This window comes from Ekhidna sp. (assembly GCF_965247405.1).
In the GTDB taxonomy this organism is placed as follows: domain Bacteria; phylum Bacteroidota; class Bacteroidia; order Cytophagales; family Cyclobacteriaceae; genus Ekhidna.
In genome coordinates, this window is record NZ_OZ252014.1 from 1,188,509 (window position 1) to 1,212,500 (window position 23,992).

Sequence of the window (23,992 nt, forward strand, 5' to 3'; positions counted from 1 at the left end):
AATTAAGAAGACATACCATTTTCAATGTCTGAGCGTCTTAACAAATTCACCACCTTTGTCAGTCTGCTTCACAAAATCAGTGTAGTGTTTTTTGTGTTGGGCTTTGGATTTTGCCAGGTGGTGAATGGACAGCCGTTGGATTCTGATAAACGCCTAACTCAATATGTCCTTAGAAGCTGGAATACGGAGGACGGACTAACCTCTGAGTCTGTCAATGAAATGGTACAAACACGAGATGGATACCTATGGATTGGCACCTATACCGGTCTGCATCGTTTTGATGGCAAAGATTTTACCGTATTCACCAGTCAGAATAGTGATCTCCCAGCATCCAATGTATTGCGTATTGAAAAAGGAAGTGGAAATGAGCTATGGTTAGGCACTCTCCACGGAGTGGCAACATATAAGGACGGTGAATTTAGCGTTCCCACAGAATTGGAAGATGTCAAGCATTTGAGTATTGAGGAAATGCTCATCACCCAAAACGGAGATCTATGGTTTAGCTCCAAATCCAATAGCCTATTTAGGTATCAAAATGGAGAATTGGAGGAGTTTACTCGAACATTTCAAGTAGAAAAAAGCACCATACTATCAATAGAAGAGGACCGAAGTGGAAATGTTTATTTTGGAACGGATGATTCACGGTTACTCAAATATTCGCCTGATGAAGATCTTCAGAATTATCAATTAGATCAGGAAATTAACGGTATCAACACCATGCTTCATTTCCGGGGACTTATCTATATGGGAACCGGCAATGGACTTTATCTATGGGATGGAACAGAGCTCATTGAAAGCCCCATTCTAAAGCATACCACAATCAATGCACTTCTTTTTGACGACAGTGAAATGTTGTGGCTTGGAACGATGAAGGGTCTTTTTAGGCACAATCAATCTTCTTCGGGCCTTGACTCACTCACAGAGCAAACAGGCATGCCAAACAACATCGTTGAAGATCTTAATTTTGATTCCGAGGGAAATTTGTGGGTAGGTACCTATCGTAGTGGTATTTTCTTCTTGGGAGATGGGTCTATTACCAGCTTCACTAAAAATGACGGGCTGGCCTCTAATATTGTCAGCAGCGTGACTGAAATTGATACTAGTACACTTTTACTAGGTAATGAGAATGGCAAACTTAACCTGCTAAAAGACGGAAGAATATCAGAATTTATCTCCCCTATCCCAATTCCTAAAGAACGATTAAAAAACTTATTCACAGATAGCAAGGGGAGAATTTGGGTAAGCACATACGGAGGACTGGTGGTAATTGATGGGGATAATGGTTATAGATACACTGTCGCTAGTGGCTTCCCAGACAATTTTGTGCGCCTTGCCTATGAAGATGATGAGGGTACTATCTGGGTTGGCACTAAAAATACTGGTCTGCTGCTATTTGAAAATGGCAGGCTGGACAAGTGGACTGTCATAGGTATTGATGAAGGTCTAACGTCTAACTACATCTTATCGATTGAGCAAAATAACGATCAGGAAATGATCATTGGTACAATCAGTGGTTTGAACATTATTAAGGATAGAAAAGTCATAAATACGGTAACTGTAGAGGACGGTCTCCCATCCAACTTTATGTTTGCCACACATACGACATCCCGGTTTATATGGATAGCTTCCAATGATGGGTTATCCGGCTATGATGGCGAGCGTATTGTTAATTTCTCCTCCGAAAACGGAATACCCACCAATATCATCTACGATGTTATGGAAGACAATGAAGGTAATCTTTGGATGCCCTCAGAGAATGCCATTTTGAGTGTGAAAAGATCTGAACTCGAAGCTGCGGCTGATAACCCTTCCATCCGACTCAATGTAAAGCAATACGATGAAAGCTACGGCATGAAGAACAGCCATTGCCTGGGTGCAGTGTTGTCCTTTGAAGATTCCCGAGGACGATTTTGGATTCCTACCATTGGTGGAATAGTACAATTAGATCCTGCTCAAATCAAGCCGCCCACGTTTAGGCCTAAAATGTTGCTGGAAGACATCTATGCTGATAATAAACTCATTTCAAAAAAAGATGAAATTATTGTGCCTGCCAGTACAAGCAGATTATCCATAGACTTTACGGGTATCAGTTATGCTCAAACGGACCTACTCCAGTTTCGCTATCGCTTGGTCCCTTTCGATGATAGCTGGGTGATGGGATCCGAAGAACGAAACGCTACCTATACCAATCTATCTCCGGGAAGATATGTTTTTGAACTACAATCAGGTATTGAGGGTAATTTTTTTGATCGAACCTTATCCAAGGAAATTATCATATCTGCAGCCTGGTGGCAAACCATAGGAGCCAAAGTATTGTTGGCAGTTCTTGTTGTCTGCCTTGGTCTACTTCTCTATTGGGCACGAATGAGGAGACTAAGATTAAACAATCTAAGACTGGAAAAAACGGTCACGCTACGAACGAAAAAAATAGAGGAACAGAAACAGGAATTGAGCCGTGCGATCGAGCAACTAAAGCAAGCTCAGGAACAAATGATCCAGTCAGATAAAATGGCCTCTTTGGAGATTCTTGCTGCCGGTGTTGCACATGAAATAAATAATCCCCTTAATTTTATTCAGGGTGGTGTGGATGGACTTGAGCAAAAACTTAAAAAGAGCAAGAAAATCAAAAAGGAAGATTATGGGCTTCTGATAGGTGCCATTAAGGAGGGGATTTCCAGGGCCTCCACCATCGTGTCCAGCTTAAATGAATTTAGCCATGCATCTGATAAAAAACTGGAGCCCTGTGACATCTACCACCTGATCGATAACTGCCTTACCATGATAAGATACCGTCTGAAAAATGGTATTGACCTGGAGAAAGAGTTTTCAGATGAACCTGCAATTGTGATGGGTAACAACGGAAAGCTCCATCAGGCATTTTTAAATATCATTACCAACTCTATCCAGGCAATAGAAAAATCCGGAACGATCCAAATCAAAACCACGCTAAAAAATGGTAAAGTGACCATTGCATTTGCTGATTCAGGTCAGGGCATCAAACCAGAGCACCTCAAAAAGATCACCGAACCATTCTTTAGCACCAAAGAGCCCGGCAAGGGAACAGGCCTAGGACTTTCCATTACCTACTCCATCATAAACGAGCATGGTGGAACACTAAACTATACCTCCGAATGGGGCAAGGGTACTACAGCGACCGTGGTTCTGCCTTTAATTAAGAAATGAATTTGATGCAGAAATTCAAAGCCCCAATCCTCAAATTCGAATCAGATCTATGGAGCTACTATGTGGCTGTACCACAAGATATTGGTAAGCATTTCATTGAAGGGGATGACCGTCGAATCATTTGCACCATCAACCATGCGGACCCTATCCATAGTGCATTAATGCCCAAGGGAGATGTCTACAGCGTTTACGTGAAGAAGGAGTTTATGAAAAAACACCACCTTCAAGAGGGGGATCAGGTTGAAGTAAAACTTGAAAAAGATCGTTCTGAATATGGCATGCCTATTCCTGAGTCATTTCAGGTTTTGCTGGATCAGGATTCTGAAGGAAGCATGTATTTTCATAAACTAACCAAAGGCAAGCAACGAAATTTGATTCATATTGTAGGAAAAGTAAAAAATGTAGATAGTCAACTCGCAAAAGGATTGGCTATCATGCATCACCTCAAAGAGGCCGAGGGTGAGTTAGATTTTAAGCGTCTGAATGTTTTGATCAAGGAATACAACAATCGAAAATGAAAGTTTTGTAGCTTGGTATTATGAAACATCTATTTGCTACTATTCTATTAATTCTTTCATTCCAGCTCACCGCTCAGGATCAATTCTATAAGGTTACTTTGCTTCGAGCCAAGCCGGGTGAGTTACTTGACTTAATCGCATTGATTGATCAGGATATTTCAAGCTTTGAAAGTTTCCTTGAAAACAAACCATACTTGCTTCGTCACAGCCAGGGAGATCATTGGGATTTGATGCTCATCTATCCCATTGACGAACTTGAAGGTTATTTTTCTTCTCTTCAGGCAGATGAAAGAGCAAAATCCAAAACCATTGAAAAACCTTATGGGGATGATTTTTTTGATTTGGTTTCATTTCAGGAAGAAGCCATTGTCAAAGGTCCATCGATAAACGTCTTCATAGCAGCGTTTGAAAAATACGATCTACTCCATATAGAAATTTTTACATCGTTGGCTGGAAAGCAAAACGAACTCCTGAAACAGCGACTAGCTGAAAATCAGTTTTACGCTGGTATAGAACATCGGCCGAATTTCATTTTCACTCGAGTATTTGGACCTAGCTGGGACAATTTCACCATCGGTTTCTATGAAAACATGCACGATTTTGCAGGTCCTGAGATTCCATTTGAAAAGGAAGATCAGGCCGCAAGGGAGGCTGGTTTTGAGGGAGTCAACTACATCGGAAGCTATCTTCGTTCTTTGATAGCAGAACATCACGACACCCTGGCATGGAAAGTGAACTAGACCAGCAAATCCTCTAATTCCTCTTTTCCTCCTTTTTCCTTCTTCAGTTTGAACTGTCCTACGCCGGCTTTAAGGGAAGTCGCAATAGTGGAGAGTTTGGAAGCCTTTTTCGTATAGGTCTCCATCCCTGCAGATAATTCCGTTGCAGACGCAGCTGATTGCTCCGTTCCCGCAGCTGTTTGTTCCGCTACCACCACAATGCTTTCAACATTCCGAACAATTTGCTTAATATCTTCATTTTGCACTCTAGAGGCTTCCAATATTTCCTCTGATAACCGGAGCGTTTGATCAGTGGAAACAGTAATTTCGCTGAAAATTATGCTGGTGTCTTTAGAAGCTCGTACACCCGATTCTACCAATCGCTTCATTGACTTCATGTTTTTGGAAGCTACCGTGGTGTCTTTATTCACACTTTCAATGAGCCGCTCAATGGCCTGCGCAGAATCTCTGGTGCCGTCAGCAAGTTTTCTAATCTCCTCTGCTACCACAGCAAACCCCCTACCTGACTCACCTGCCTGGGCCGCCTCTATGGCGGCATTTAATGCCAAAAGATTTGTTTGAGAAGATATCTCAGTGATCACATTTAAAACCTGACTAATTTCAGCGGACCGATTAATTAGCACATCTATAGACTCACTTGTTCGTTTGGAATAATCCGATATTTCATCGATGGTGTGTACTACTTCTCCTACCATTTGTGCTCCTTTTTCGCTATTAGTTACCCCATTTCTGGCCGCATTATGGATGGTTTCTGAGCGACTACCCATCTTACCTGATGACTTGGAGATATCAGCAATCAGCGAGGATGTATGATCTACTTTGCTTACCTGCGTTTGCGCGCCAGAACTAATCTGAGAAATTGCAGAAGCAATTTCACCGGTGTTAATATTCATTTCCTTGCTCGCCACCATCATTTCCTCGGTAGACCCTTCTATGGTATCCGCTGACTCTGAAATTTCCAGCATTAAAACTGTGAGGTTATCCATCGCCTTATTCAGATTGTTAGCCAGATTGCCAATATCACCTTCCGCATGACTCTTATACCTCTGGGTGATGTCTCCTTTTGCAATTTCATTGATAATGCGATTGAGTGTGATAAGAGGAGTGGATATGGAATAAAGAAGATTGTTAATCGATTCGGTTAGTTCCTTCCAGGCCCCTTTTTTCCCCATAATATCCATTCGAGCCTCCAGATCACCCTTCTCTCCTGCTTTATTTACTACACTGTTTGTCTCCTCTATCACTGCTTTTAAGTTATCTCTCATATCGATGAGTGACTGCCCGAGAATATCATGATCACTTAGTGTTTGAAACTCCGCATCCAGTTTTCCTTTTCTGATTTTTTCTGCAAAGTTGGTTTTTTCCCTTAAGCCCTCGGTAAGTATGTTCAGCGCATTATGAGCTTGTCCTAATTCATCCCTACTGTTTACTCTCATTTTCTTAGGGAAGCTTCCTTCTGCTAAAAGCATGGAGCTGTTTTTTATAATATTGATGTTCCTGGTGATTTTATTAATGTGCCAAAAGAGGATAACTGCACCGGTAATAAAAATTAGAACAAAAAGGATCAAAAGCGCTATTTCATTTTGCCTCACCTTCTTGTTTACGAGTTGATTCACTTCAGTTATAAGATCATCAACGTAGGGAGTAAGCTGATGTACCGCAGTTCTCATTTGACCGTGAAATCCCTCCTCTTCCGTAAGTCCGATGCGAGTGGATAAATCTACGATATGTCGAAAATGAAACTCGTATGCATCAATTTTTGCCAAAAGTTCTTGTCTTTTAGAGTTATCCCTAACCACCCTTTTCAAGTGCTTTTCGAATTCGACGACCCCTTCCTGAAACTTCTCAAGATATTTAAGATCATTTCGAAGAAAAAAATCTTTCTCGTGTCGCCTCAACATCAGCATATAGGCTCGATCATATTGGGTATCATCATCCTCTACATAATGAATGCGCTTCCTTAGTTCTCCCTCAACTCCCCAATCTTTAAATCCTCGCTTTTTTATCAGATAGGTTAAATCATTGAAACTTTTCGTGTACTCAGCTAGAAATATATTTAGACTGTCTTGTTCATTTTCTGAGATTACCTCAGTGTTTACAAAAAAATCTATCAAGCTATCAAGCTCTGATGCTGTCCGGTTGAAAGAATTGATGTATTTGCTTTCTCCGGAAATGAGAAATTCAGGATTTTTAAATTCACGAGCTAAAAAGTCTTTTTCATCCTTTCTTAACTCAAGTAGCTGATTATGAAAAGTCATTAATGCATCCTTCACCTCATGATAGTGATCAATATTAGAGATGCTGAAATAGGTCCAAACTCCAAAGATTAGAGTTAAGGCATATGGGATAAGAAATTTGCCGGAAAGGCCTTTAAATAGTTCCATGCTTGGTTGATTTTGAATCACCAAAAGTAAGCGTGCAATGGAACCCTATTTTTAGCCTGATGTTATCTTATCTTGATGATATCAAAGGTAATTTTGGTTTTAAATTAAATTCCATGAAAATAGACTTGAAATATAAAGGTGACGAAGAGTTTACCTCCACCAATGAAAACGGTAATCAAATAGAGGTCGACATGCGATCTGCAGACGTCAAACAGTATCAATCACCCACTGAAATGCTATTGTCTGCGTTGGGTGCCTGTGCCGCAGTTGAGATTGTTTCAATGGTGAAAAAACGCAGAAAAACCTTTGTAGACCTGAAAGCAGAGATTAGCGGGGAACGAAGAGACGAACATCCGCGTGGCTTCACAAAAATTCATTTAAAATATTCCATCTATTCTCCTGACCTTACTGAGGAGGAGGCTGAAAGAATTGTTGATCTTGCTACCACGAAATACTGCTCCGTTGCGGGATCATTGAGTGCAGAGCAAACCCATTCGTTCGAGATTATCAGAGACTAGCTTTCTATCATCTTATTGAGCATATCTGATAATTTATCAAACGAGCCCATCTCGTACATAATAAGTATATCACCGCTAATATTCTTGCCACGAATGGAAAAATTTGTGTGACATACGAGCACCTGATTGTATCGTTGCTTGTCGAGCTGTCCATATATTCCTTCCACATCACCCTGATAGCTTTTTGGCATATGATAGTCCAGTGGTGCATCCAAAATATTACCAAATGACCCCATGATCGCATTGAGGATAATATTTCCAACTTCAATCATTAGACCATCTTTCATTTCTTCAATGGTGGCAGAGTCTGGGTCTTCATGAATCAACAGTGAGGCCAGCTGCTTGGCACTGTCTCCCGGTAGGATCACATTGGCGCTTCCTTCATATTCACCGGAAAACCGCATCTCCACAGAGTGCACCTGATCGCCACCTCCAAGCTTTTTTATTTCTGAAAGCACATCATCGAACGTAATCACATTTACGTAAGGTACATTCAATAGAATCTCACCATCAATCATTTGACTTAGCGACGCAGAACCTTTACCAACCCCTATGTTGATGATCTCTGTAATTGTATCTACTTGTTTTGAATTGAGCATATCTGTATCGCTTAGTTAAAAATGTTATTCAATATGGAGACAAGTTCATCCTTGTTAACCACCTTATTCATAAATGCTGTAGCACCCAGACTCATTACTTCCTCTCGTCTTGCTTTCTGTATATCTGCCGTTATTACTACTACTGGAGTTTCATTGCCTCTGGCTTTGAGTTCCTTCAGCACATCAATACCTGACATTCCGCCCATTAACAGATCCAGAAAAATGCAGTCATGAGATGCACTTAGATTTTCCAGTAATTCTTCACCGGAGGACACAGCTTCAGACTCATGTCCCAAATCTTTAAGGATATCCTGAAGCGTCTTCCGCTGAAAAAATGAATCGTCCGCTATTATTATCTTTTTCATTGCTTCTTTTTTAAAATCAAACTAACCGAAGTACCCATTCCCTCTTTGCTGGTTATTTCAACATTTCCTCCATGTAGTCGCATGATTTGCTGAACGATGGACATTCCTAATCCATGACTTGGTTCTCCATCCAGGCCATCTCTTTTGGAGCTGCCAAACTTCACAAAAACATTTTTCAGAATATCTGGAGTCATACCAATTCCTTGATCTGAAATCGTTAACCGTATAACATCATTTTCCTCTGTCAGCTGAACTTTGATATTTGATTCTGGCTTGCTGAATTTGACCGCATTGCTCATAATATTATCAAGAGCACGTGTCAACTTTGACTCATTAATCATGGCCTCAGAATTCAAGTCTGACTCAAATTGCACCGTAATTTTCTTTTTAAGAGTTAAAAGCCGGTGGGTTGCTAGATAGTTAGACATAAAATCCTTTACTACAATCGGCTTCATTTTTAAATCGTAGCTTTCAGACTCGATCTCAGCCAGTTCCATGATCTCATCGGCCAATCTCAATGTCTTGTCAGTATTTACCTTAATCATGTCAAGGTAAGTAGTCATTTCTCCTCTGTCTATCTCTTCATCATTCTTTATTGAATGATGCATCAGATTCACCACTCCTAGTATGGAGGCTAATGGTGATCGAAAGTCATGGGCGGCATTTTGAAGATAGAAGATAGAATTATCTTTTTCAGGAATGACAAACCACAGGCTTCTAACCTCACCTTCCTTCAAAATAGAGGCACAGGTAACATCACAAACTTGTCCATTATTTTTTATGGTAAAGTTTGTCTCCAGGGTTGTGTTGGAAATATTCTGATAATAGGAAAGAATATTTTTCAGACATTCTCCTGTAACCATATTTTCAAGCTTGTAATCTCCTTTTGGCAGGATGTCTTCACATGTACTCTTCTCCACATAGATGGTTTTGGGATCATCCCAAGACACCCAGGCATGTGGCACAGAAGACTCTAGCAGATTGAGTCTAACAAGTAAATCCTCGTCATTTAGTGTACTCATCCGGCAGTGGTTACATATGCAAGATAATTCCAATTATTTTAGTGATCCATTAAGACCAGTAGTATATGAAAGACTCGATCAAAGTAGCAATCGCTCAAATAGCGCCTATTTGGCTTAGTCGCGAAAAAACACTGGAGAAGGTGATGACCTTTGTAACCAAAGCCGCTGACCAGGATGCAAAATTGATTGTATTTGGTGAAGCTCTGGTTCCCGGCTATCCATTTTGGCTTGAACAGTTAAATGGTGCAGCTTTCAATTCATCTTTTCAAAAGGAGATACATGCACTTTACTCACAGCAAGCAATAAATATTGAGGAAGGCCAGCTTGATTCTCTGTGTGAACTTGCTAAAGAAAAAGAAATTTCCGTCTACCTGGGAACCATAGAGCGCCCTTCCGACCGAGGTGGTCATAGCTTATATTGTTCAATGATATTTATTGATCACGAAGGAAAAATAAAGTCTATTCATAGGAAACTAATGCCGACCTATGAAGAAAGACTATCCTGGAGTATAGGAGATGGACATGGACTGATCACTCACAAGTTACCTCCGTTCACTGTTGGAGGCCTAAACTGCTGGGAAAACTGGATGCCATTAGCCAGAGCGGCAATGTATGCTCAGGGGGAAGATCTGCATGTTTCAATATGGCCGGGAAATAAAAGAAATACAGAAAAACTTATTCCTGTGATCGCTCAGGAATCCAGATCTTATGTGATGGGGGTTTCTGGTATTTTTAGACCCATGGATATACCGGGTGATCTTCCTTTCTCAGAAGAAATGCAAAAAGTTACCCAAAGCACATTAGCGGATGGTGGGTCATGCCTTGCGGCACCTGATGGGTCATGGGTGATTGAGCCTGTAGTCAATAAAGAAGATTTAATTGTGGTGGAGATAAATCATAAAAGAGTGCGTGAAGAACGACAAAACTTTGATCCCTCAGGACACTATGCCAGACCTGATGTTCTTAGCTTAAGTGTGAATAGAGAGAGACAGTCAGTTTTAAAATGAGGATACTGATAGCCTTTTCTTTCTCTTTGTTTTCCTCCGTTATGCTTGCGCAAAGTCCAGAGCAGGATGAAATCCTGTTTCAATCGGCCATGGACTGGTTGGACAGCAAATTGAATTATGTTTATTACGATGATGTGGGTGAAAAATGGTGGAGTAATACCTTTTATATAAATAATGATAGAGAAGTAACCATTAAACACATCGCTTCTGACAAGCCTAATACAGCAAACATTCGCAGTAAAACGTATACCATCAGAACATTTAGAATTCAGGATATCAATCCAAAAAGTCTTAAAATAACCGAGGTGGCAAAGACCAAAGGAAGACTGGTTAAGGGTAAAATGCTGGAGCTAAGAACCTACGGATTCCAGGATTTGATACACAAAACCATTAATAATAGAAGAGGAAGCAGCACATCTTTTTTATTTCTTTCCTTTCCGGAGGTGTTAAATGACAGCATTTCTAATTACGCGGAGATAGTAAAGCAAAAGCTTGAGCAGGCGATACTTGCAAGCACCAAAGTTTATCCAAAAAATGCTGAGGGTGATATCAAAACTATTTTCACCATCCTGGAAGGTGATTTCAAATCTGATGAAGGCCAACCATGGAACGTCCAAAAAGTAAAACCTGATGTACTAAAAATAGATCAAGGAACCGGTAACATCGAATACTTTGGATTTGATCAGGATCAGCAACAATTCTACTTGCTTGACATTAATTCTGAAGGTGTCAAAATCCAATTTTACGTAATGAGCAATGAGGGCAATCTCTCCCTGAGCTCAACGGAGGAAACCGTATTCACATTTCACACGCTTCACTCGTTCAGCTTTAAAGGAAAAAGATTCTTTAGGCAATGAGACTAGCTTGAAGAGCCTCAGATGCCGATTTTTTGTACTTCCTTCCGATGGGTAACTCCTTATCACCTACATTGACAACTTCTTTATTAAAAAAATCAACATGATCCTTATTAACGAGGAAAGAGCGGTGAATTCGTATGAAGGAATCCGGAAGTCTTCCCTCAAAAGTGCTAATTTTTTCTTTGGTTGTGTACGTTCGATCCTTTGCATGAACCTTTACATAATCACCTAAACTCTCAATGAATTGAATGTTAAATAGTTTCAAAAGCACATTCTTTCGATTGCAACGAATTGTAATTTCTTCACGCCTATGCTTCACTAGCTGAAGCTCTATTTCCTCTATTCTTTTGGCATTCTCTTTTAATTTTTGAATGGATAAGACCAATCCTTCCACTAGCACCACCAAATAAAGAATGAGTGTGAGTAGATAAATATCACCCGCAATTTTCCCTAAATTATCGATCTGATAATCAGCCAGAATGACGAACGCCAGCACCATCACCAGCAGCTCCAGGTAAATCGAAACTACCAGCATATAGAAAAAATAAAGACTAAATGTCCATTTCCTGTTTTGAAGCAAATACCTGGGCACCAAAAAACGATTAAAAAAAACTGAAGTGGCTATAACTATTGGCATCAGGAGTGTAACGAAATAAGTGGAAACGATGAATCCATTCAGTGATGTGCTGAACAGGAGAACTAATAGCAGCCATACACTGAGCCAGAAAATCCATTGTTTTTTAGCGAACATGAAGCCGAAGATGTACTTTTTCGCGGAAAAATGTAAGTAAAAAAGACAAACGACATGTTTGAGAGTGGATACTACCTTTCATTCAAGAGACAGTAATTCTTGCTTTGTTGCCATGTTTAACAAAAATGAAAAATTATGATTGAATTATTTCAAATGGGAGGAATGCTCTTTATGAGTATCCTCACAATCCAACTGGCAGCAGTTGTTTTCTTTGCCACAAAATGCTTCCTCAGCAAGGATCAATCTGTGGGACAAATAAAAAATGTCGGTTTGCTGGCTGTCATTACAGGAATTCTTGGACAACTCATTGGTATGTTTTCAGCTTTTGAGGCTATTCAGCAGATGGGAGCAGTGTCACCTGCCATGCTTGCGGGTGGACTCAAAGTGTCCATGATCACTACGATGTATGGAGTCATCATTTACATCGTGGCGATCTTGCTTGCTATTATTATCAAAAACAGAAAGTGAGTTTAAAGCCGGGGTTCCGGCTTTTGCCATTTCTTTCATCCGTATTTTTCCTTATTATCTTAAAAAAATTAACCAGATAATTTTACACGATGCTTAGCAGAGTAAATATTGGTAATAAACTGGCGATGCTACTAGTGGCTTTGTCTCTAGTGCTAATTGCCATGCTGAGCTCACTCTTCTACACACAATTTGACACTGCACTTAAGGAACGTGTATTGCTACAGCTGTCATCGGTGAAACAGCTTAAGATTGTCAAAATTAAAACAGAGCTCAATGATAGAATTGCAGCATTCAGACAATTACTGAGTGAAGAGCATGTAGAGGACGAATATTTTGCATCATTGACCAGGTATGAAAAGCTTCCTGACTCGTTAATTGAAAAGGGATTCAGCGTACCGATAAATTCAAATGTTCAACTGGTAGATCTGTCTCCGCTTCATCCCGTTGGGCAAATCAAAGTTGGATTTATCGGAAAAAAAGATGAAGGAATTCTGGTGGCAATCGCTGAGATTCCAGGTATACAGGAAATCTTATTGGAACGAACTGGTTTGGGACAGACCGGGGAGTCCTACCTGGTAGGGGAAAATTATCAGTTGCTTACAAAACCCAGATTTAATGTGAAAAATCCTCAGGTGGAAGTAAAAACACAGGGTGTCATCAGAGCTCTAAATGGAGAGTCTGAAGAAGCTACCTACTCTGATTACAGGGGTGCCGAGGTGTTTAGTTCGTACGAAGGCATAAACATAAACGGACTGAAGTGGGTGATTTTGACGGAAATAGATCGTCAGGAAGCCTTATTCCCCCTTAAAAAACTACAAAACAACCTATTCTACATTTTCATTGTCATCCTGGTTTTTGTGTTAGTGGTATCCTACTTCCTCTCCAGAATGATTGTCCGACCGATCGTTACCATGGAAAAAACCTTGATGAATATGTCTAAAGGTGTATTAAATGAAGTTCCATACGATGAAAAAAGAGAAGATGAGATCGGACGAATGTTTATGGCACTGGAAAAGCTTGTAAGTGCGCTTAGAGAGACAGTGGTCTTTGCAAATGAGATCGGTTCAGGAAACTTTGATGCTGACTACAAGCCACTAAGCAAGCAGGATAAAATGGGAGCTGCATTGATTCAAATGAAAGAAAAGCTGCGTGCCTTTAAGGAAAATGAACAACGACTATTAAAAGAAAATCAGCGCTCTATCCTGAACGGTGAGGAAAAAGAACGATCCAGGCTCTCTAAAGAAATGCACGATGGTCTTGGGCCATTATTGACGACCCTCAGAATGAATCTTCAGGCAGCTGAATTAAGTGAGGATACAAAAAAACAATTATTACAAAGACTGGATGAAACCATTGGCGAGGTAAGACGAATGAGCAACAACCTGATGCCAAATGTTCTTGTGGATTTTGGTGCCGGTGAAGCAATAGGTAACTTATTAAAGCAAATTGAAGATAATTTCTCAATTCGCGTGCTTTACAAAAACGATATGCCCGCAGAATCTGACATTGATGATGACATTCACATCGCCCTATACCGAATTGCGCAAGAGTCTATTAATAACGCAATTAAACATTCTAAAGCGACTGAACTTAAAGTATCAATGAGTGAATTTGAGGATCATGTTGGATTCTTTATTGCCGATAATGGGATCGGTTTCGATCAGGAAAAATCCTCTCACGGAAATGGTATTCGAAACATGAAAGAACGCGTAAAGCTGGCGAATGGGACAATAGACATACGTACAAATAATAAAGGAACAACCATAGAAGTAGAAATTCCACTACCATGAGTAAGATTAGAATTATAGTAGTTGATGATCACCAGCTATTCAGAGAGGGAATTATTTCACTCTTATCAAAAAACGAAGATTTGGAGGTTGTAGGTGAAGCCTCATCTGCAGAAGATTTATTCGGGCTATTGGCTAGCACTGACCCTCACATTGTTCTTATTGATATCACCATGCCCGGCATAAATGGTCTTGAAGCAATAGAGGATTGCCGCGCAAAATTTCCTGATGTAAGATTCATTGTACTCACGATGCATGCAGAAGGACAGTACGTAGTAAAAGCGGTAAGAAATGGAGCATTTGGTTACCTGATCAAAAATGCAGACGAAAATGAACTGATTCAAGCCATTAAAAATGTTGCTAACGGGAAAAAGCATTTCAATAGTGAAATATCCCAACTCATGATTGGGAATATGGCCATAGAAGGGGAATCTCATAAAAAACTATCCGATCGTGAAATGGAGGTTCTAACATTGGTTTCCGAAGGCCAGACCACCAAAGAAATAGCCGAGCAGCTTTTTGTAAGTGCCCGAACGGTGGAAACTCATCGGGTGAATATGATGAAAAAATTGAAAGTTCAAAATACGGCGGAGCTTATTAAAAAAGCAGCTCATTTGAATCTCATCTAGCTGCATCCGTAAAAATACGGACGGTCTCTTCCTGAAAATCTCTGAAAAGATTATACAACAATTTTCAGAGATCACTGTATTGATCAAAATCATACTTTTGATAACTCAAAACAGGATAGCCATGAGCATCTTCGACATCATTGCGGTACTTATATTTTTTTCGGGTGTATTTATTTTCATAAATACATTTTATTTAAAGCTTCCATCCTCGATAGGGCTGACAATTTTAGCGTTGGCACTTTCGCTGCTAGTATTCGTGTTCGGTTTTCTTTTTCCTGAGTTTCATCTGGCTGAACACGTAAAAAAATACGATTTCGCGGAAGTACTTTATCGTTTTGTGCTCAGTGTTATGTTATTCGCGGGAGGATTAAATGTTGACTTCAAAAAGCTTGGAGATCAGCTCATACCAGTTTTAGTGCTTTCATTCTTTGGAGTACTCATTTCCACTTTCGTCATAGCAACCTTGATATACTTTACTGCAGGTTTGCTGGGCATTACCTTAAGCTACATTGCTTCATTGGTATTCGGAGCACTTATTTCCTCCACTGACCCTGTAGCCATCACAAAAACCATCCGCAGGTTTAAGATGTCCAATGAGTTGGAGACAAAAATATCTGGAGAAGCGCTGCTCAATGGTGCAATTGCCATCGTGCTCGCTCTCGTGTTAGTAAACATTTACAAAGAACAGGCCGCCATGGGTTCACTAAATTTTACAGGCGCAGCTTGGGTCTTGATTAGGGACCTGGGAGGTGGACTTATCGCCGGCCTGTTCTTTGGTTGGTTGGGTTACTCTGTCCTGAATTACATTGACAATGACAAAGTAGAGGTTGAGGTGCTGGTTACTCTGGCCCTGGTGATGGGCGGATCCTACGTCGCAGACCTAATGTATGTCTCTTCTATGATGGTAGCTGCTACTACAGGATTAATTCTTGGCAATTACGGCCGAAATGAAAAGGGGGAAAATGCAGTTGGCGCATACGTATATCGTTTTTGGCAACTATTAGAGGAAACTTTGGCTGCAATGCTTTTCGTGCTAATTGGTTTTGAAATGTTGGTTATCCCTCTTCGACTTGACTATTTCGCATTAGGTTTCTTTGCAGTCAATTTTGCGCTATTCGCTAGGTGGGTAAGTGTATTCATACCCATCAGGTTGATGTCGATGAGTCGCTCCTTTGATGATGGCACCATCCCGGTGCTATCATGGGGAGCACTTAGGGGAGGGCTACCAGTAGCTGTTTCACTCTCATTAACCAACTTCCCGGGACAGGAAATCATCGTTACCATGACATACGTAGTTGTAGTTTGCTCGGTCCTATATCAGGGTTTTACGCTTACAAAAGTGATGAAATACTACAACGACAAGCACCCCATGAAATGGATGGACTAAGTATTTCATAAGTGGTTTTTTAAAGTAGTTAGGTCCTTTTTTGGTGGATATACAGAAGCCTCTCGCAACACAATTTGCGGGAGTGCTTTTGTGATTTAGAATTTAAGTTTGCTACCAAGCTCCATATCACTCAGCTCCAGATCTAACGCTTTGGTGGATAGTTGGATTTCTCTTACGGAGATGATTAATGAAAGCAAGAGCAAAACAAGGGATATCCCAAAAATTCCACTTCCCCACTCTCCTACTTTCAGGTAAATGAAGAACATAGCCAACACACAAAGAAGAAGGCTCATTACTCCAAACAATTGCATGGCTCTAATCAAAAACAAGCGCTTTCTTAAGTTCTTAAGTTGCCCTTCAAGCACACTCTTAGGATCACTTAGGTAACTTTTATGGAGCTGACGAATTAACGTTGCTATTGCTAAAAATCGATTGGTGTATGCGAGAAGGAGCAACGAAATTGCTGGGAATAAAAGGGCCGGCGTAGTTAAAGTGATTTGCATACTTCAAAGATACTACTAACCTTTTCTTAGGTAAATCAAGCCTTCTTTAATGAACCCTATTCCATAAGCTGTCAATTGAATAACAGATGCGAATACCGACAAAAAACCAATGAACAGGCTTCTTGTTTTTAATGTCGAATCAATAAGAATTGCTACCAAATACACCAGATATAGTGATAATATAATCCGTGCAATGGGTGGAAGTACAAAAAAAGAAATGAAGCCAGCAATCACCCCAATGAAGAATATAGCTGGAAAAAAATGAACCAGTTTTAGTTCAGACTTGAAAAATCTAAAAATATTGATGCGTGCGGTCCCAAAAAAGTGAAGTTGCTTGTAGAATTGCCTGAAATTGGTTCTTCGTTTATGATAAACAAATGCTTTCTCTATTAAAGCAGTCTTAAAACCTTCCCGAACAATCCGGATGCTAAATTCAATATCCTCCCCCTTCTTTGGTAAGATATATCCCTTTGTTTTTTCAAACACCCGCTTGTGAATTCCCATATTAAAACTTCTGGGATGGAACACTCCAACGTGTTTTTTACTCCCCCTAATCCCTCCGGTAGTAAACAATGAAGTCATAGAATATGAGATTGCCTTTTGCACATCGCTAAAGCTTTCATGAGCCCGATCTGGACCACCAAAAGCATCGACATCATGAATATCTAAATATTTCTCTATCTCCTCAAGATAATTTGAGGGGATGATACAATCAGAATCAAATACGATAAACCATTCACCCCTTGCTCTTTCAAAACCATAATTCCTGCTAAATCCCTGTCCGCTATTTTCCTTGTAGAAATAAGAAATATTGAGTTTTGAGCGGTACTTTGGGATGATATCATCACACTTTTGAGTAGAGCCGTCCTCAACAATGAGCACCTCAAAATCCTTGTGAGTCTGACCAACAAGACTTTCAAGCAACTCATCTATTTCATCAGGACGATTGTATACAGGAACAATGATTGAATATTTAGGCATAGTTCTCCGTGGATGTGATAGGATCCTCGGTCTTTTCAGCTATCAGATAGTCGCCTTTTTTTTGATTTAATTGGATCATCATTTCCGCAATAAATCCAGCCAAAAACAGCTGCATTCCCACTATCAAAGCAACTAAGGCCAGAAAGAAGAGTGGTTGATCAACAACGTCTCTTCGAGCCATTCCGTGATATTGACGATATAGTTTCTCTCCAATGATCCATAGGGTAATAAAGAAACCACCTATGAAAGACAGGCTGCCAAAAACACCGAAAAAGTGCATCGGATTTTTCTTAAATCTTGAAACGAACGTGACAGAAAGTAAATCCAAAAAACCTGTTACAAAGCGCTTCATACCGTACTTCGTAGAACCATACTTTCGTGCCCTGTGCGCTACTTCCTTTTCTCCTATCTTATTAAACCCGTTCCACTTAGCAATGAGCGGAATATAGCGATGCATTTCTCCATATACGTGGATATTTTTAACCACGTCTCTTTGATAAGCTTTTAGCCCGCAGTTAAAATCATGCAACCCTATACCTGAAACCATCCGGGTGACCCAGTTGAAAAGTTTTGAAGGAATGGTTTTACTTATAGGATCATGTCGCTTTTTCTTCCAGCCGGAAACAATGTGCAAATCCAGAGTTGTCAACATCTTCATCAGTTCCGGAATCTCATCCGGACTGTCCTGCATGTCAGCATCCATGGTAATGACTACATTTCCGCTGGCTTTGTTAAAACCAGTTTGAAGAGCTGCTGATTTACCGTAATTCCGATTAAACCGATAGCCAACTACTCGCTGATCTATTTTGGCAAACTTGCTTATTACAGCCCACGAACTGTCAGAGCTTCCATCATCAACAAGCAATATTTCAGTATTAATATCACCTTCATCTACAACGCGAAAAATCCACTCCAAAAGCTCTGGAATGGATTCTTCCTCATTATAAACAGGTATAACTATCGATAGATCTTTAGCCTTCAAGTTCAGGTTCTTTCTTCTTAATTATTGCCCCAGTTATAAGCGAAAGTATGGCATAAATAATTAATCCCCATAAAAATCCCATAACAGAACCTGATACTGTGAATCGATCTAATGTATCTGATCTGGTTTTTTCAAGGGCTTCATCCATTTGATCCTCTGGCATGCCGAAATTACGCATCATCGACTCAGCATTTTCTACAGACTGGTCAGCTAACATTTCAGGCAGTTCAGGATCAATCACATTATACAATAGTAGATTGAAGATGGTACTTAAAAGCCCTGCTGCAATGAAAACTTGCATAGAGTACACCCATGCTTTTCCAAAAGACATGTATCCTCCTATTTCGTTTCTATGCTGAATACCGAAATAGCATACTAGAGCTAGAAATACGATAAAAAACAAAAGCATCCACATGGACACAAGAAGGGCTGCATTTACTATATAAAGGAGTAGGGTAAGGACAATACCAATTACACCTACCATCAGTCCGGATTTGATTGCGTGATTGTTCATAGTTTATTTAGGTTTTTTTCTTAAAATTATCCCAACTACAGGAGTTATAAGGAACCCAGCGATGATTTTCTTCCAAAAGGTGCTTATCAACAGCCGAACTGTTGTTTCTTCATCCACAGCGGCAAGCTGTTGCTGGTACTGCTCTACGGAGAACTTTTCTAGATATAAGTCTTTCTTGTCTACCAACATGGCTTTAGCTCCTTCCTTGTATGCATCAAGTAATTCTGGGTTCGCTTCAAAAACAGTATAAAAAGCTATAGAAAAAATCAGTACAGCGGGAATCATTACGATAAAACCAATACTGATGCCTTGCCAAAAATGGAAATAACCGTCATTCCTGTAGTCCTTAAATTCCTTACCGCTGAAATATATGAATAGAAAAAAAACACCTAAATCAAAGAAGAAATGTCGCATATCCAACAATGGATTACTACCAAAATTGATGGAAATGAAGAATAGACCTATTAGGAATACTCCACATAAAATGGAATACTTGATCGTGGATTTTATCACGGTTATTTAAGCTTTATACTGGTTCCGTTAATCGTACCAATCACCTCCCCCTTTAATTCAGAGTTCCAAAAAGGAGAATTTCGGGATTTTGACAAATTGGAGGTATCATTCAACTTCCATTCCCTGTGTGGATCAAAGATGGTTAGTTTGGCCTTCTCTCCTTTGTCAATCTTAAATTCCTCCATTCTCATGATCTTTCTTGGACCATATGTTACCTTCTCTATTAGAATTTCCATTGGGATTTCCTTAGATAGCTTTAATAGCGATGGGTAAAAGGTCTGGAGTGATATGCTTCCTGGATCTGCCAGATCAAATTCCAGCTGTTTGCACTCCTGATCCAAGGGACGGTGGTTGGAACAAATCGCTTCAATCGTTCCATCCTTTACTCCTTTAACCAAAGCTTTTCTATCCTTCTCTGATCGATAGGGCGGCAAACTTTTATGGTTGGTATCAAAATCACCAATATCATTTTCAGAAAATAATAAATGATGAATCCCCACATCACAGGTCACAGATAGTCCTTCTTTTTTAGCTTTTTTAATTAGCTCAACACCTCGAGCGGTTGAAAGACGACTAAAGTGGATGCTCCCTCCACTATACTTGAGTATATCAATATCACGCTGAATAATTAACTCTTCAGAAAGTGAAGGCTCACCTCTCAATCCTAAAAGAGTGCTCACCTTACCTTCATGCATATGTGTACCTTGAGAAAGATTAAAATCTCTGGCATTCTGTACAATTGGAACATTAATGTCACCAGTGTACTGCAGCGCTTTTAAAAGGAGCTTGGCATTCCAGATTGCTTGATCACCCTCTGAAAAAGCAACCGCACCAGATTCATGTAAATCCAGCATTTCTGTCAGGTTCTCGCCCTCTAATGAATCACTGACAGCAGCAAGCGGATGTATGTCTAAATAATTAGGTGCTTTTCTGATCAAGTAACTGACGTTACTTTTTGACGTAACAGGAGGTTCTGTTTCGGGGATTAAACATACATCTGTAAATCCCCCCGCACTAGCCACTTCTGAACCACTATTAATATCTTCTCTGTGCTCATTTCCTGGATCACAGAATTGTGCATTTAAATCCACCCAGCCACAACTCACCATCCTTCCCTGAAGGTCGATTTCCTTTTGTGCAGATTTTCCATTGAGTGAAGTAATCTTACCTTTTTCAATAAGTATGTTAGCTTGCTTAGTGTGAGCTGGTGAGTGGGGATCTAAGACGTAAACATTCTTCAGCAATATGCTCATCTGAAATATCTATGCAGCATTGTTTCAGTAAGAACTAACAATATGGCCAAAATTAATGCATATTTCCATAAGCCAATAGGTTCTGCCGTTGCAAAGACGGTATTTCCTGATCCATTGTAAGCTTCAGAAACATTCACATTTTCAAATTTCTCGAAAGTTAGTTTTAATTCATCGAGGGTTGGAGAAATCATTATTGATTCCTCTTTAGGAATATTAATTGCAATTTGCCGTAAAGTGTCCTCTTCTTGAATTAAGTAATAAAATCCAGGATCAATATTTTCCGGAACTTGAATCACGGTTTGTGATCCCGATGAATTGAAAGTAGGAATTAACTCAAATCCATCTTTTACCATCCTGATTGGTACATCTGAAGTAGAAACATTAAGCTCAACAGTTTTTCCAGGATAAACATAAGGTGCTTCTATACCACCCACAGAGGAAAAAGCAATTTGATATAAAATAGGTAGAAATAAAGCATTGGTTTCAAATCCTGAAACTGCATTCAAAGCAGTATTGAAAACATATTTCCTTTCATTAACGAAAAGAAAAGGACTATTATCTCGATAATTAATAATTGGCTCATATGAGCCTTGGACATTAAATACTGGTTTTAAAATCGGAAGTGAACCAGGTGAAGCATTCTTCTCAAAAATTCCTCTCATTAGCAAATTACCTTCCACCATATCAATCTGAAGATTATTTGCCTGTCTTGAAGAAAAAGATAATCCTTCCAGATTTTCGTATGATTGATTTTCGATAGAATCAGACGGGATTATAAGAAAATGCTTATCGGCAAATTGATCAATTAAGTTGCTTGGAAGCTCCGTAAAAGCATTAAAAACAATTAAATCTGATCCACTTATCAATTCATAGTCCAAATTCTGAATGTCCAAAATTTCAGTTTCAAAAAGTGCAGGATTGTTAAAAACCTCCTCAATTGCCCTCGAATCTCCTTTATTCAAAATCGTAATAGATGGTTTGTTACTCACTTCTTGAATGAAATAAAACTCATTATCGTATAGCACATCATCACCACTTATCATCAAAGAGTATTGTCCATATGCATCAATTGGAACATCAAATTCAATGACATTCAATCCCTCAACGCCTTTAACAACAGAGCTCAATTGCCTCCCTTCTTGAATTAACTTCACAACCAAATTTCCATCAATAGCATTGGACACTACAAAATCCACAAAAATTGATAACTTGGATAAATCACTAGAATTTACCTCGATCCATAGGCTATCTACAAATACATTTCTGTCATCATTTAGGTCATTCAACAATACGAGATCATAATGTCGGTTGGAATCAATATCAAATTCCTGCAGTTCCTGAACTTTTATTAGTTGAAAATCAGAAATAAAAAGACTACTACCTTCACGTTTAAATTCATTACTAAAAAAACGATTTAAATCTACAGAGGTATAGCTATGAGGAATTGATAAATCAGATAAAGAGGATACCTGCTGAGAACTTAAATTGTCATAAAGACTGATTGGTTTCAAACCTCTATCAAGCAAGGATTGCACTGTTTCCTCCAAAACAAGATCTCCTTTACTATAGGATGAGCTGATTGAGTTATCGTAATAAACGAATACGGGCCCATTTATTTTAGCATCGAAGACCAACAATTGCCACAGACAAAATAGAACGCAACAAAAAAATAGAATTCGATTTCCTAAGACCAGCAAATATTTCAGTCTTGACTTTGACTTAGTTTTAGAAGACAGCTTATCAATGTATTTAATAGTCGAAAAATAGAGCTTTTTAGCCCTTCGAAAATCAAATAGATGAACCAGAATCGGAACTGCTAGAAAAAGAGAAAGGACCCACCAAATCACCATATGCTAATATAAAATTGACTAAACGACTTCCTAGGTGGTAAGTTATTATAAAACAAAAAAAGCCCTCTTATTTCTAAGAGGGCTTTGTTAATAAACTGGCAACGACTTACTCTCCCACCTATTACGGCAGTACCATCAGCGCTGACGGGCTTAACTTCTCTGTTCGGAATGGGAAGAGGTGGACCCCGTCGCTATAATCACCATAAATTTTGCCTATATCCATTATTGGACAGGACTTAATGTCTTGACATATAAAAGAAAGATTCACTTGAAAAATTGCGAGTTTATCGAAACGCTTTAAGAAAGCTTATGGGTAATTAGTACTGCTCAGCTTTGACATTACTGCCTTTACACCTGCAGCCTATCTACGTCCTAATCTAGAACATCCCTTAAAAGAAATCTCATCTTGTAGTGGGTTTCGCACTTAGATGCTTTCAGTGCTTATCCCTTCCAAACGTAGCTACCCAGCAGTGCTCCTGGCGGAACAACTGGTACACCAGCGGTTTGTCCAACTCGGTCCTCTCGTACTAAAGTCAGATCTACTCAAATTTCTTGCGCCCACAACAGATAGGGACCGAACTGTCTCACGACGTTCTGAACCCAGCTCGCGTGCCACTTTAATGGGCGAACAGCCCAACCCTTGGGACCTTCTCCAGCCCCAGGATGTGACGAGCCGACATCGAGGTGCCAAACCTCCCCGTCGATATGAGCTCTTGGGGGAGATCAGCCTGTTATCCCCGGAGTACCTTTTATCCTTTGAGCGACGGCCCTTCCATACAGAACCGCCGGATCACTATATCCTAGTTTCCTACCTGCTCGGCTTGTAGGCCTCACAGTCAAGCACCCTTATGCTATTGCACTCTGCGCACGGTTACCAAGCGTGCTGAGGGTACCTTTGAAAGCCTCCGTTACTCTTTTGGAGGCGACCACCCCAGTCAAACTACCCACCACACACTGTCTCCCTTTCGGGGTTAGGCATCAGATAAATAAAGGCTGGTATTTCACCAACGACTCCACCATGCCTGACGACACAGCTTCAGAGTCTCCCAGCTATCCTACACATCATTTACCCAATACCAATGTGAAGCTATAGTAAAGGTTCACGGGGTCTTTCCGTCCCGTTGCGGGTATCCGGCATCTTCACCGGAACTACAATTTCACCGAGCTCATGGTTGAGACAG

22 protein-coding genes, 2 rRNA genes and 1 pseudogene (1 of these 25 only partly in view) are annotated in these 23,992 nt (G+C 39.9%); 10 read left to right on the top strand and 15 right to left on the bottom strand.

Annotated features, from left to right (window positions below):
* The first annotated feature begins 24 nt into the window (after positions 1–24).
* Genes ACP14Y_RS05280 through ACP14Y_RS05290 form a run of 3 tightly spaced genes read left to right on the top strand, consistent with a single transcriptional unit; the run spans position 25 to position 4,441 of the window.
* Complete coding sequence (locus ACP14Y_RS05280) at positions 25–3,183, top strand: two-component regulator propeller domain-containing protein (protein WP_424961924.1); 3,159 nt, start codon at positions 25–27, stop codon at positions 3,181–3,183.
* Between the two features lie 5 nt (positions 3,184–3,188).
* Positions 3,189–3,701, top strand: coding sequence for a YdeI/OmpD-associated family protein (locus ACP14Y_RS05285; RefSeq protein WP_424961925.1), 513 nt, complete (start codon positions 3,189–3,191; stop codon positions 3,699–3,701).
* Positions 3,702–3,721: 20 nt separating this feature from the next.
* Positions 3,722–4,441, top strand: a complete 720-nt coding sequence (locus tag ACP14Y_RS05290; protein WP_424961926.1) for a hypothetical protein — start codon at positions 3,722–3,724, stop codon at positions 4,439–4,441.
* Here the strand turns inward: ACP14Y_RS05290 and ACP14Y_RS05295 are convergent.
* Positions 4,438–6,825, bottom strand: a complete 2,388-nt coding sequence (locus ACP14Y_RS05295; protein ID WP_424961927.1) for a methyl-accepting chemotaxis protein — start codon at positions 6,823–6,825, stop codon at positions 4,438–4,440. The genes ACP14Y_RS05290 and ACP14Y_RS05295 overlap by 4 nt on opposite strands.
* 113 nt (positions 6,826–6,938) lie before the next feature.
* Between ACP14Y_RS05295 and ACP14Y_RS05300 the strand changes: the two genes are divergently transcribed.
* Positions 6,939–7,343 carry an OsmC family protein gene (locus ACP14Y_RS05300; RefSeq protein WP_424961928.1) on the top strand — a complete coding sequence of 135 codons (405 nt, stop codon included), beginning with the start codon at positions 6,939–6,941 and terminating at the stop codon, positions 7,341–7,343.
* On the opposite strand, the gene ACP14Y_RS05305 is transcribed toward ACP14Y_RS05300, so the two are convergent.
* Genes ACP14Y_RS05305 through ACP14Y_RS05315 form a run of 3 tightly spaced genes read right to left on the bottom strand, consistent with a single transcriptional unit; the run spans position 7,340 to position 9,329 of the window.
* Positions 7,340–7,942: a hypothetical protein gene (locus ACP14Y_RS05305; protein WP_424961929.1), complete on the bottom strand. Its 603-nt coding sequence runs from the start codon at positions 7,940–7,942 to the stop codon at positions 7,340–7,342. The two genes, ACP14Y_RS05300 and ACP14Y_RS05305, sit on opposite strands and share 4 nt — an antisense overlap.
* A gap of 11 nt (positions 7,943–7,953) precedes the next feature.
* Positions 7,954–8,307: a response regulator gene (locus tag ACP14Y_RS05310; protein ID WP_424961930.1), complete on the bottom strand. Its 354-nt coding sequence runs from the start codon at positions 8,305–8,307 to the stop codon at positions 7,954–7,956.
* The gene (locus tag ACP14Y_RS05315; protein ID WP_424961931.1) at positions 8,304–9,329 is read right to left on the bottom strand and encodes a sensor histidine kinase; all 1,026 of its coding nucleotides are present in this window, start codon (positions 9,327–9,329) and stop codon (positions 8,304–8,306) included. Before ACP14Y_RS05315 ends, ACP14Y_RS05310 begins: the two co-directional genes overlap by 4 nt.
* 65 nt (positions 9,330–9,394) lie before the next feature.
* Here ACP14Y_RS05315 and ACP14Y_RS05320 point away from each other — a divergent pair, with 65 nt between their 5' ends.
* On the top strand, positions 9,395–10,336 hold the full coding sequence (locus tag ACP14Y_RS05320) for a carbon-nitrogen hydrolase family protein (protein ID WP_424961932.1): 942 nt from the start codon (positions 9,395–9,397) through the stop codon (positions 10,334–10,336).
* Entirely contained in the window at positions 10,333–11,193 is an 861-nt protein-coding gene (locus ACP14Y_RS05325) for a hypothetical protein (RefSeq protein WP_424961933.1), read from the top strand. Before ACP14Y_RS05320 ends, ACP14Y_RS05325 begins: the two co-directional genes overlap by 4 nt.
* On the opposite strand, the gene ACP14Y_RS05330 is transcribed toward ACP14Y_RS05325, so the two are convergent.
* Entirely contained in the window at positions 11,183–11,944 is a 762-nt protein-coding gene (locus ACP14Y_RS05330) for a LytR/AlgR family response regulator transcription factor (RefSeq protein WP_424961934.1), read from the bottom strand. The genes ACP14Y_RS05325 and ACP14Y_RS05330 overlap by 11 nt on opposite strands.
* Positions 11,945–12,079: 135 nt before the next feature.
* On the opposite strand from ACP14Y_RS05330, the gene ACP14Y_RS05335 reads away from it, so the two are divergent.
* The 4 genes from ACP14Y_RS05335 (at position 12,080) to ACP14Y_RS05350 (ending at position 16,215) form a co-directional block, all read left to right on the top strand.
* Complete coding sequence (locus tag ACP14Y_RS05335) at positions 12,080–12,412, top strand: MotA/TolQ/ExbB proton channel family protein (protein WP_424961935.1); 333 nt, start codon at positions 12,080–12,082, stop codon at positions 12,410–12,412.
* 89 nt (positions 12,413–12,501) lie between these two features.
* On the top strand, positions 12,502–14,202 hold the full coding sequence (locus tag ACP14Y_RS05340; RefSeq protein WP_424961936.1) for an ATP-binding protein: 1,701 nt from the start codon (positions 12,502–12,504) through the stop codon (positions 14,200–14,202).
* Positions 14,199–14,828 carry a response regulator transcription factor gene (locus ACP14Y_RS05345; protein ID WP_349563446.1) on the top strand — a complete coding sequence of 210 codons (630 nt, stop codon included), beginning with the start codon at positions 14,199–14,201 and terminating at the stop codon, positions 14,826–14,828. The genes ACP14Y_RS05340 and ACP14Y_RS05345 overlap by 4 nt, the downstream gene beginning before the upstream one ends.
* Positions 14,829–14,949: 121 nt before the next feature.
* A complete protein-coding gene (locus ACP14Y_RS05350) occupies positions 14,950–16,215 on the top strand; it encodes a cation:proton antiporter (RefSeq protein ID WP_424961937.1) in 1,266 nt (421 codons plus the stop codon).
* A 95-nt stretch (positions 16,216–16,310) separates the two neighbouring features.
* On the opposite strand, the gene ACP14Y_RS05355 is transcribed toward ACP14Y_RS05350, so the two are convergent.
* From ACP14Y_RS05355 to ACP14Y_RS05400, 10 genes and pseudogenes are all read right to left on the bottom strand, one after another.
* Positions 16,311–16,718: a DUF2721 domain-containing protein gene (locus ACP14Y_RS05355; protein WP_349563448.1), complete on the bottom strand. Its 408-nt coding sequence runs from the start codon at positions 16,716–16,718 to the stop codon at positions 16,311–16,313.
* 15 nt (positions 16,719–16,733) lie between these two features.
* Complete coding sequence (locus tag ACP14Y_RS05360) at positions 16,734–17,699, bottom strand: glycosyltransferase (protein ID WP_424961938.1); 966 nt, start codon at positions 17,697–17,699, stop codon at positions 16,734–16,736.
* Positions 17,692–18,681, bottom strand: coding sequence for a glycosyltransferase family 2 protein (locus ACP14Y_RS05365; protein WP_424961939.1), 990 nt, complete (start codon positions 18,679–18,681; stop codon positions 17,692–17,694). Before ACP14Y_RS05365 ends, ACP14Y_RS05360 begins: the two co-directional genes overlap by 8 nt.
* Positions 18,671–19,195 carry a DUF4199 domain-containing protein gene (locus ACP14Y_RS05370; protein WP_349563451.1) on the bottom strand — a complete coding sequence of 175 codons (525 nt, stop codon included), beginning with the start codon at positions 19,193–19,195 and terminating at the stop codon, positions 18,671–18,673. The genes ACP14Y_RS05365 and ACP14Y_RS05370 overlap by 11 nt, the downstream gene beginning before the upstream one ends.
* 3 nt (positions 19,196–19,198) lie before the next feature.
* A complete protein-coding gene (locus tag ACP14Y_RS05375; RefSeq protein ID WP_424961940.1) occupies positions 19,199–19,708 on the bottom strand; it encodes a DUF4199 domain-containing protein in 510 nt (169 codons plus the stop codon).
* A 2-nt stretch (positions 19,709–19,710) separates the two neighbouring features.
* Positions 19,711–20,961: a dihydroorotase gene (locus tag ACP14Y_RS05380; protein ID WP_424961941.1), complete on the bottom strand. Its 1,251-nt coding sequence runs from the start codon at positions 20,959–20,961 to the stop codon at positions 19,711–19,713.
* On the bottom strand, positions 20,958–22,508 hold the full coding sequence (locus ACP14Y_RS05385) for a hypothetical protein (protein ID WP_424964450.1): 1,551 nt from the start codon (positions 22,506–22,508) through the stop codon (positions 20,958–20,960). Before ACP14Y_RS05385 ends, ACP14Y_RS05380 begins: the two co-directional genes overlap by 4 nt.
* A 108-nt stretch (positions 22,509–22,616) precedes the next feature.
* Positions 22,617–22,811: pseudogene (locus tag ACP14Y_RS05390) on the bottom strand (BatA domain-containing protein); the annotation flags it as partial.
* 93 nt (positions 22,812–22,904) lie between these two features.
* Positions 22,905–23,016, bottom strand: a 5S ribosomal RNA gene (rrf, locus tag ACP14Y_RS05395).
* Positions 23,017–23,108: 92 nt separating this feature from the next.
* A 23S ribosomal RNA gene (locus tag ACP14Y_RS05400) occupies positions 23,109–23,992 on the bottom strand; it runs 1,982 nt beyond the window's last position.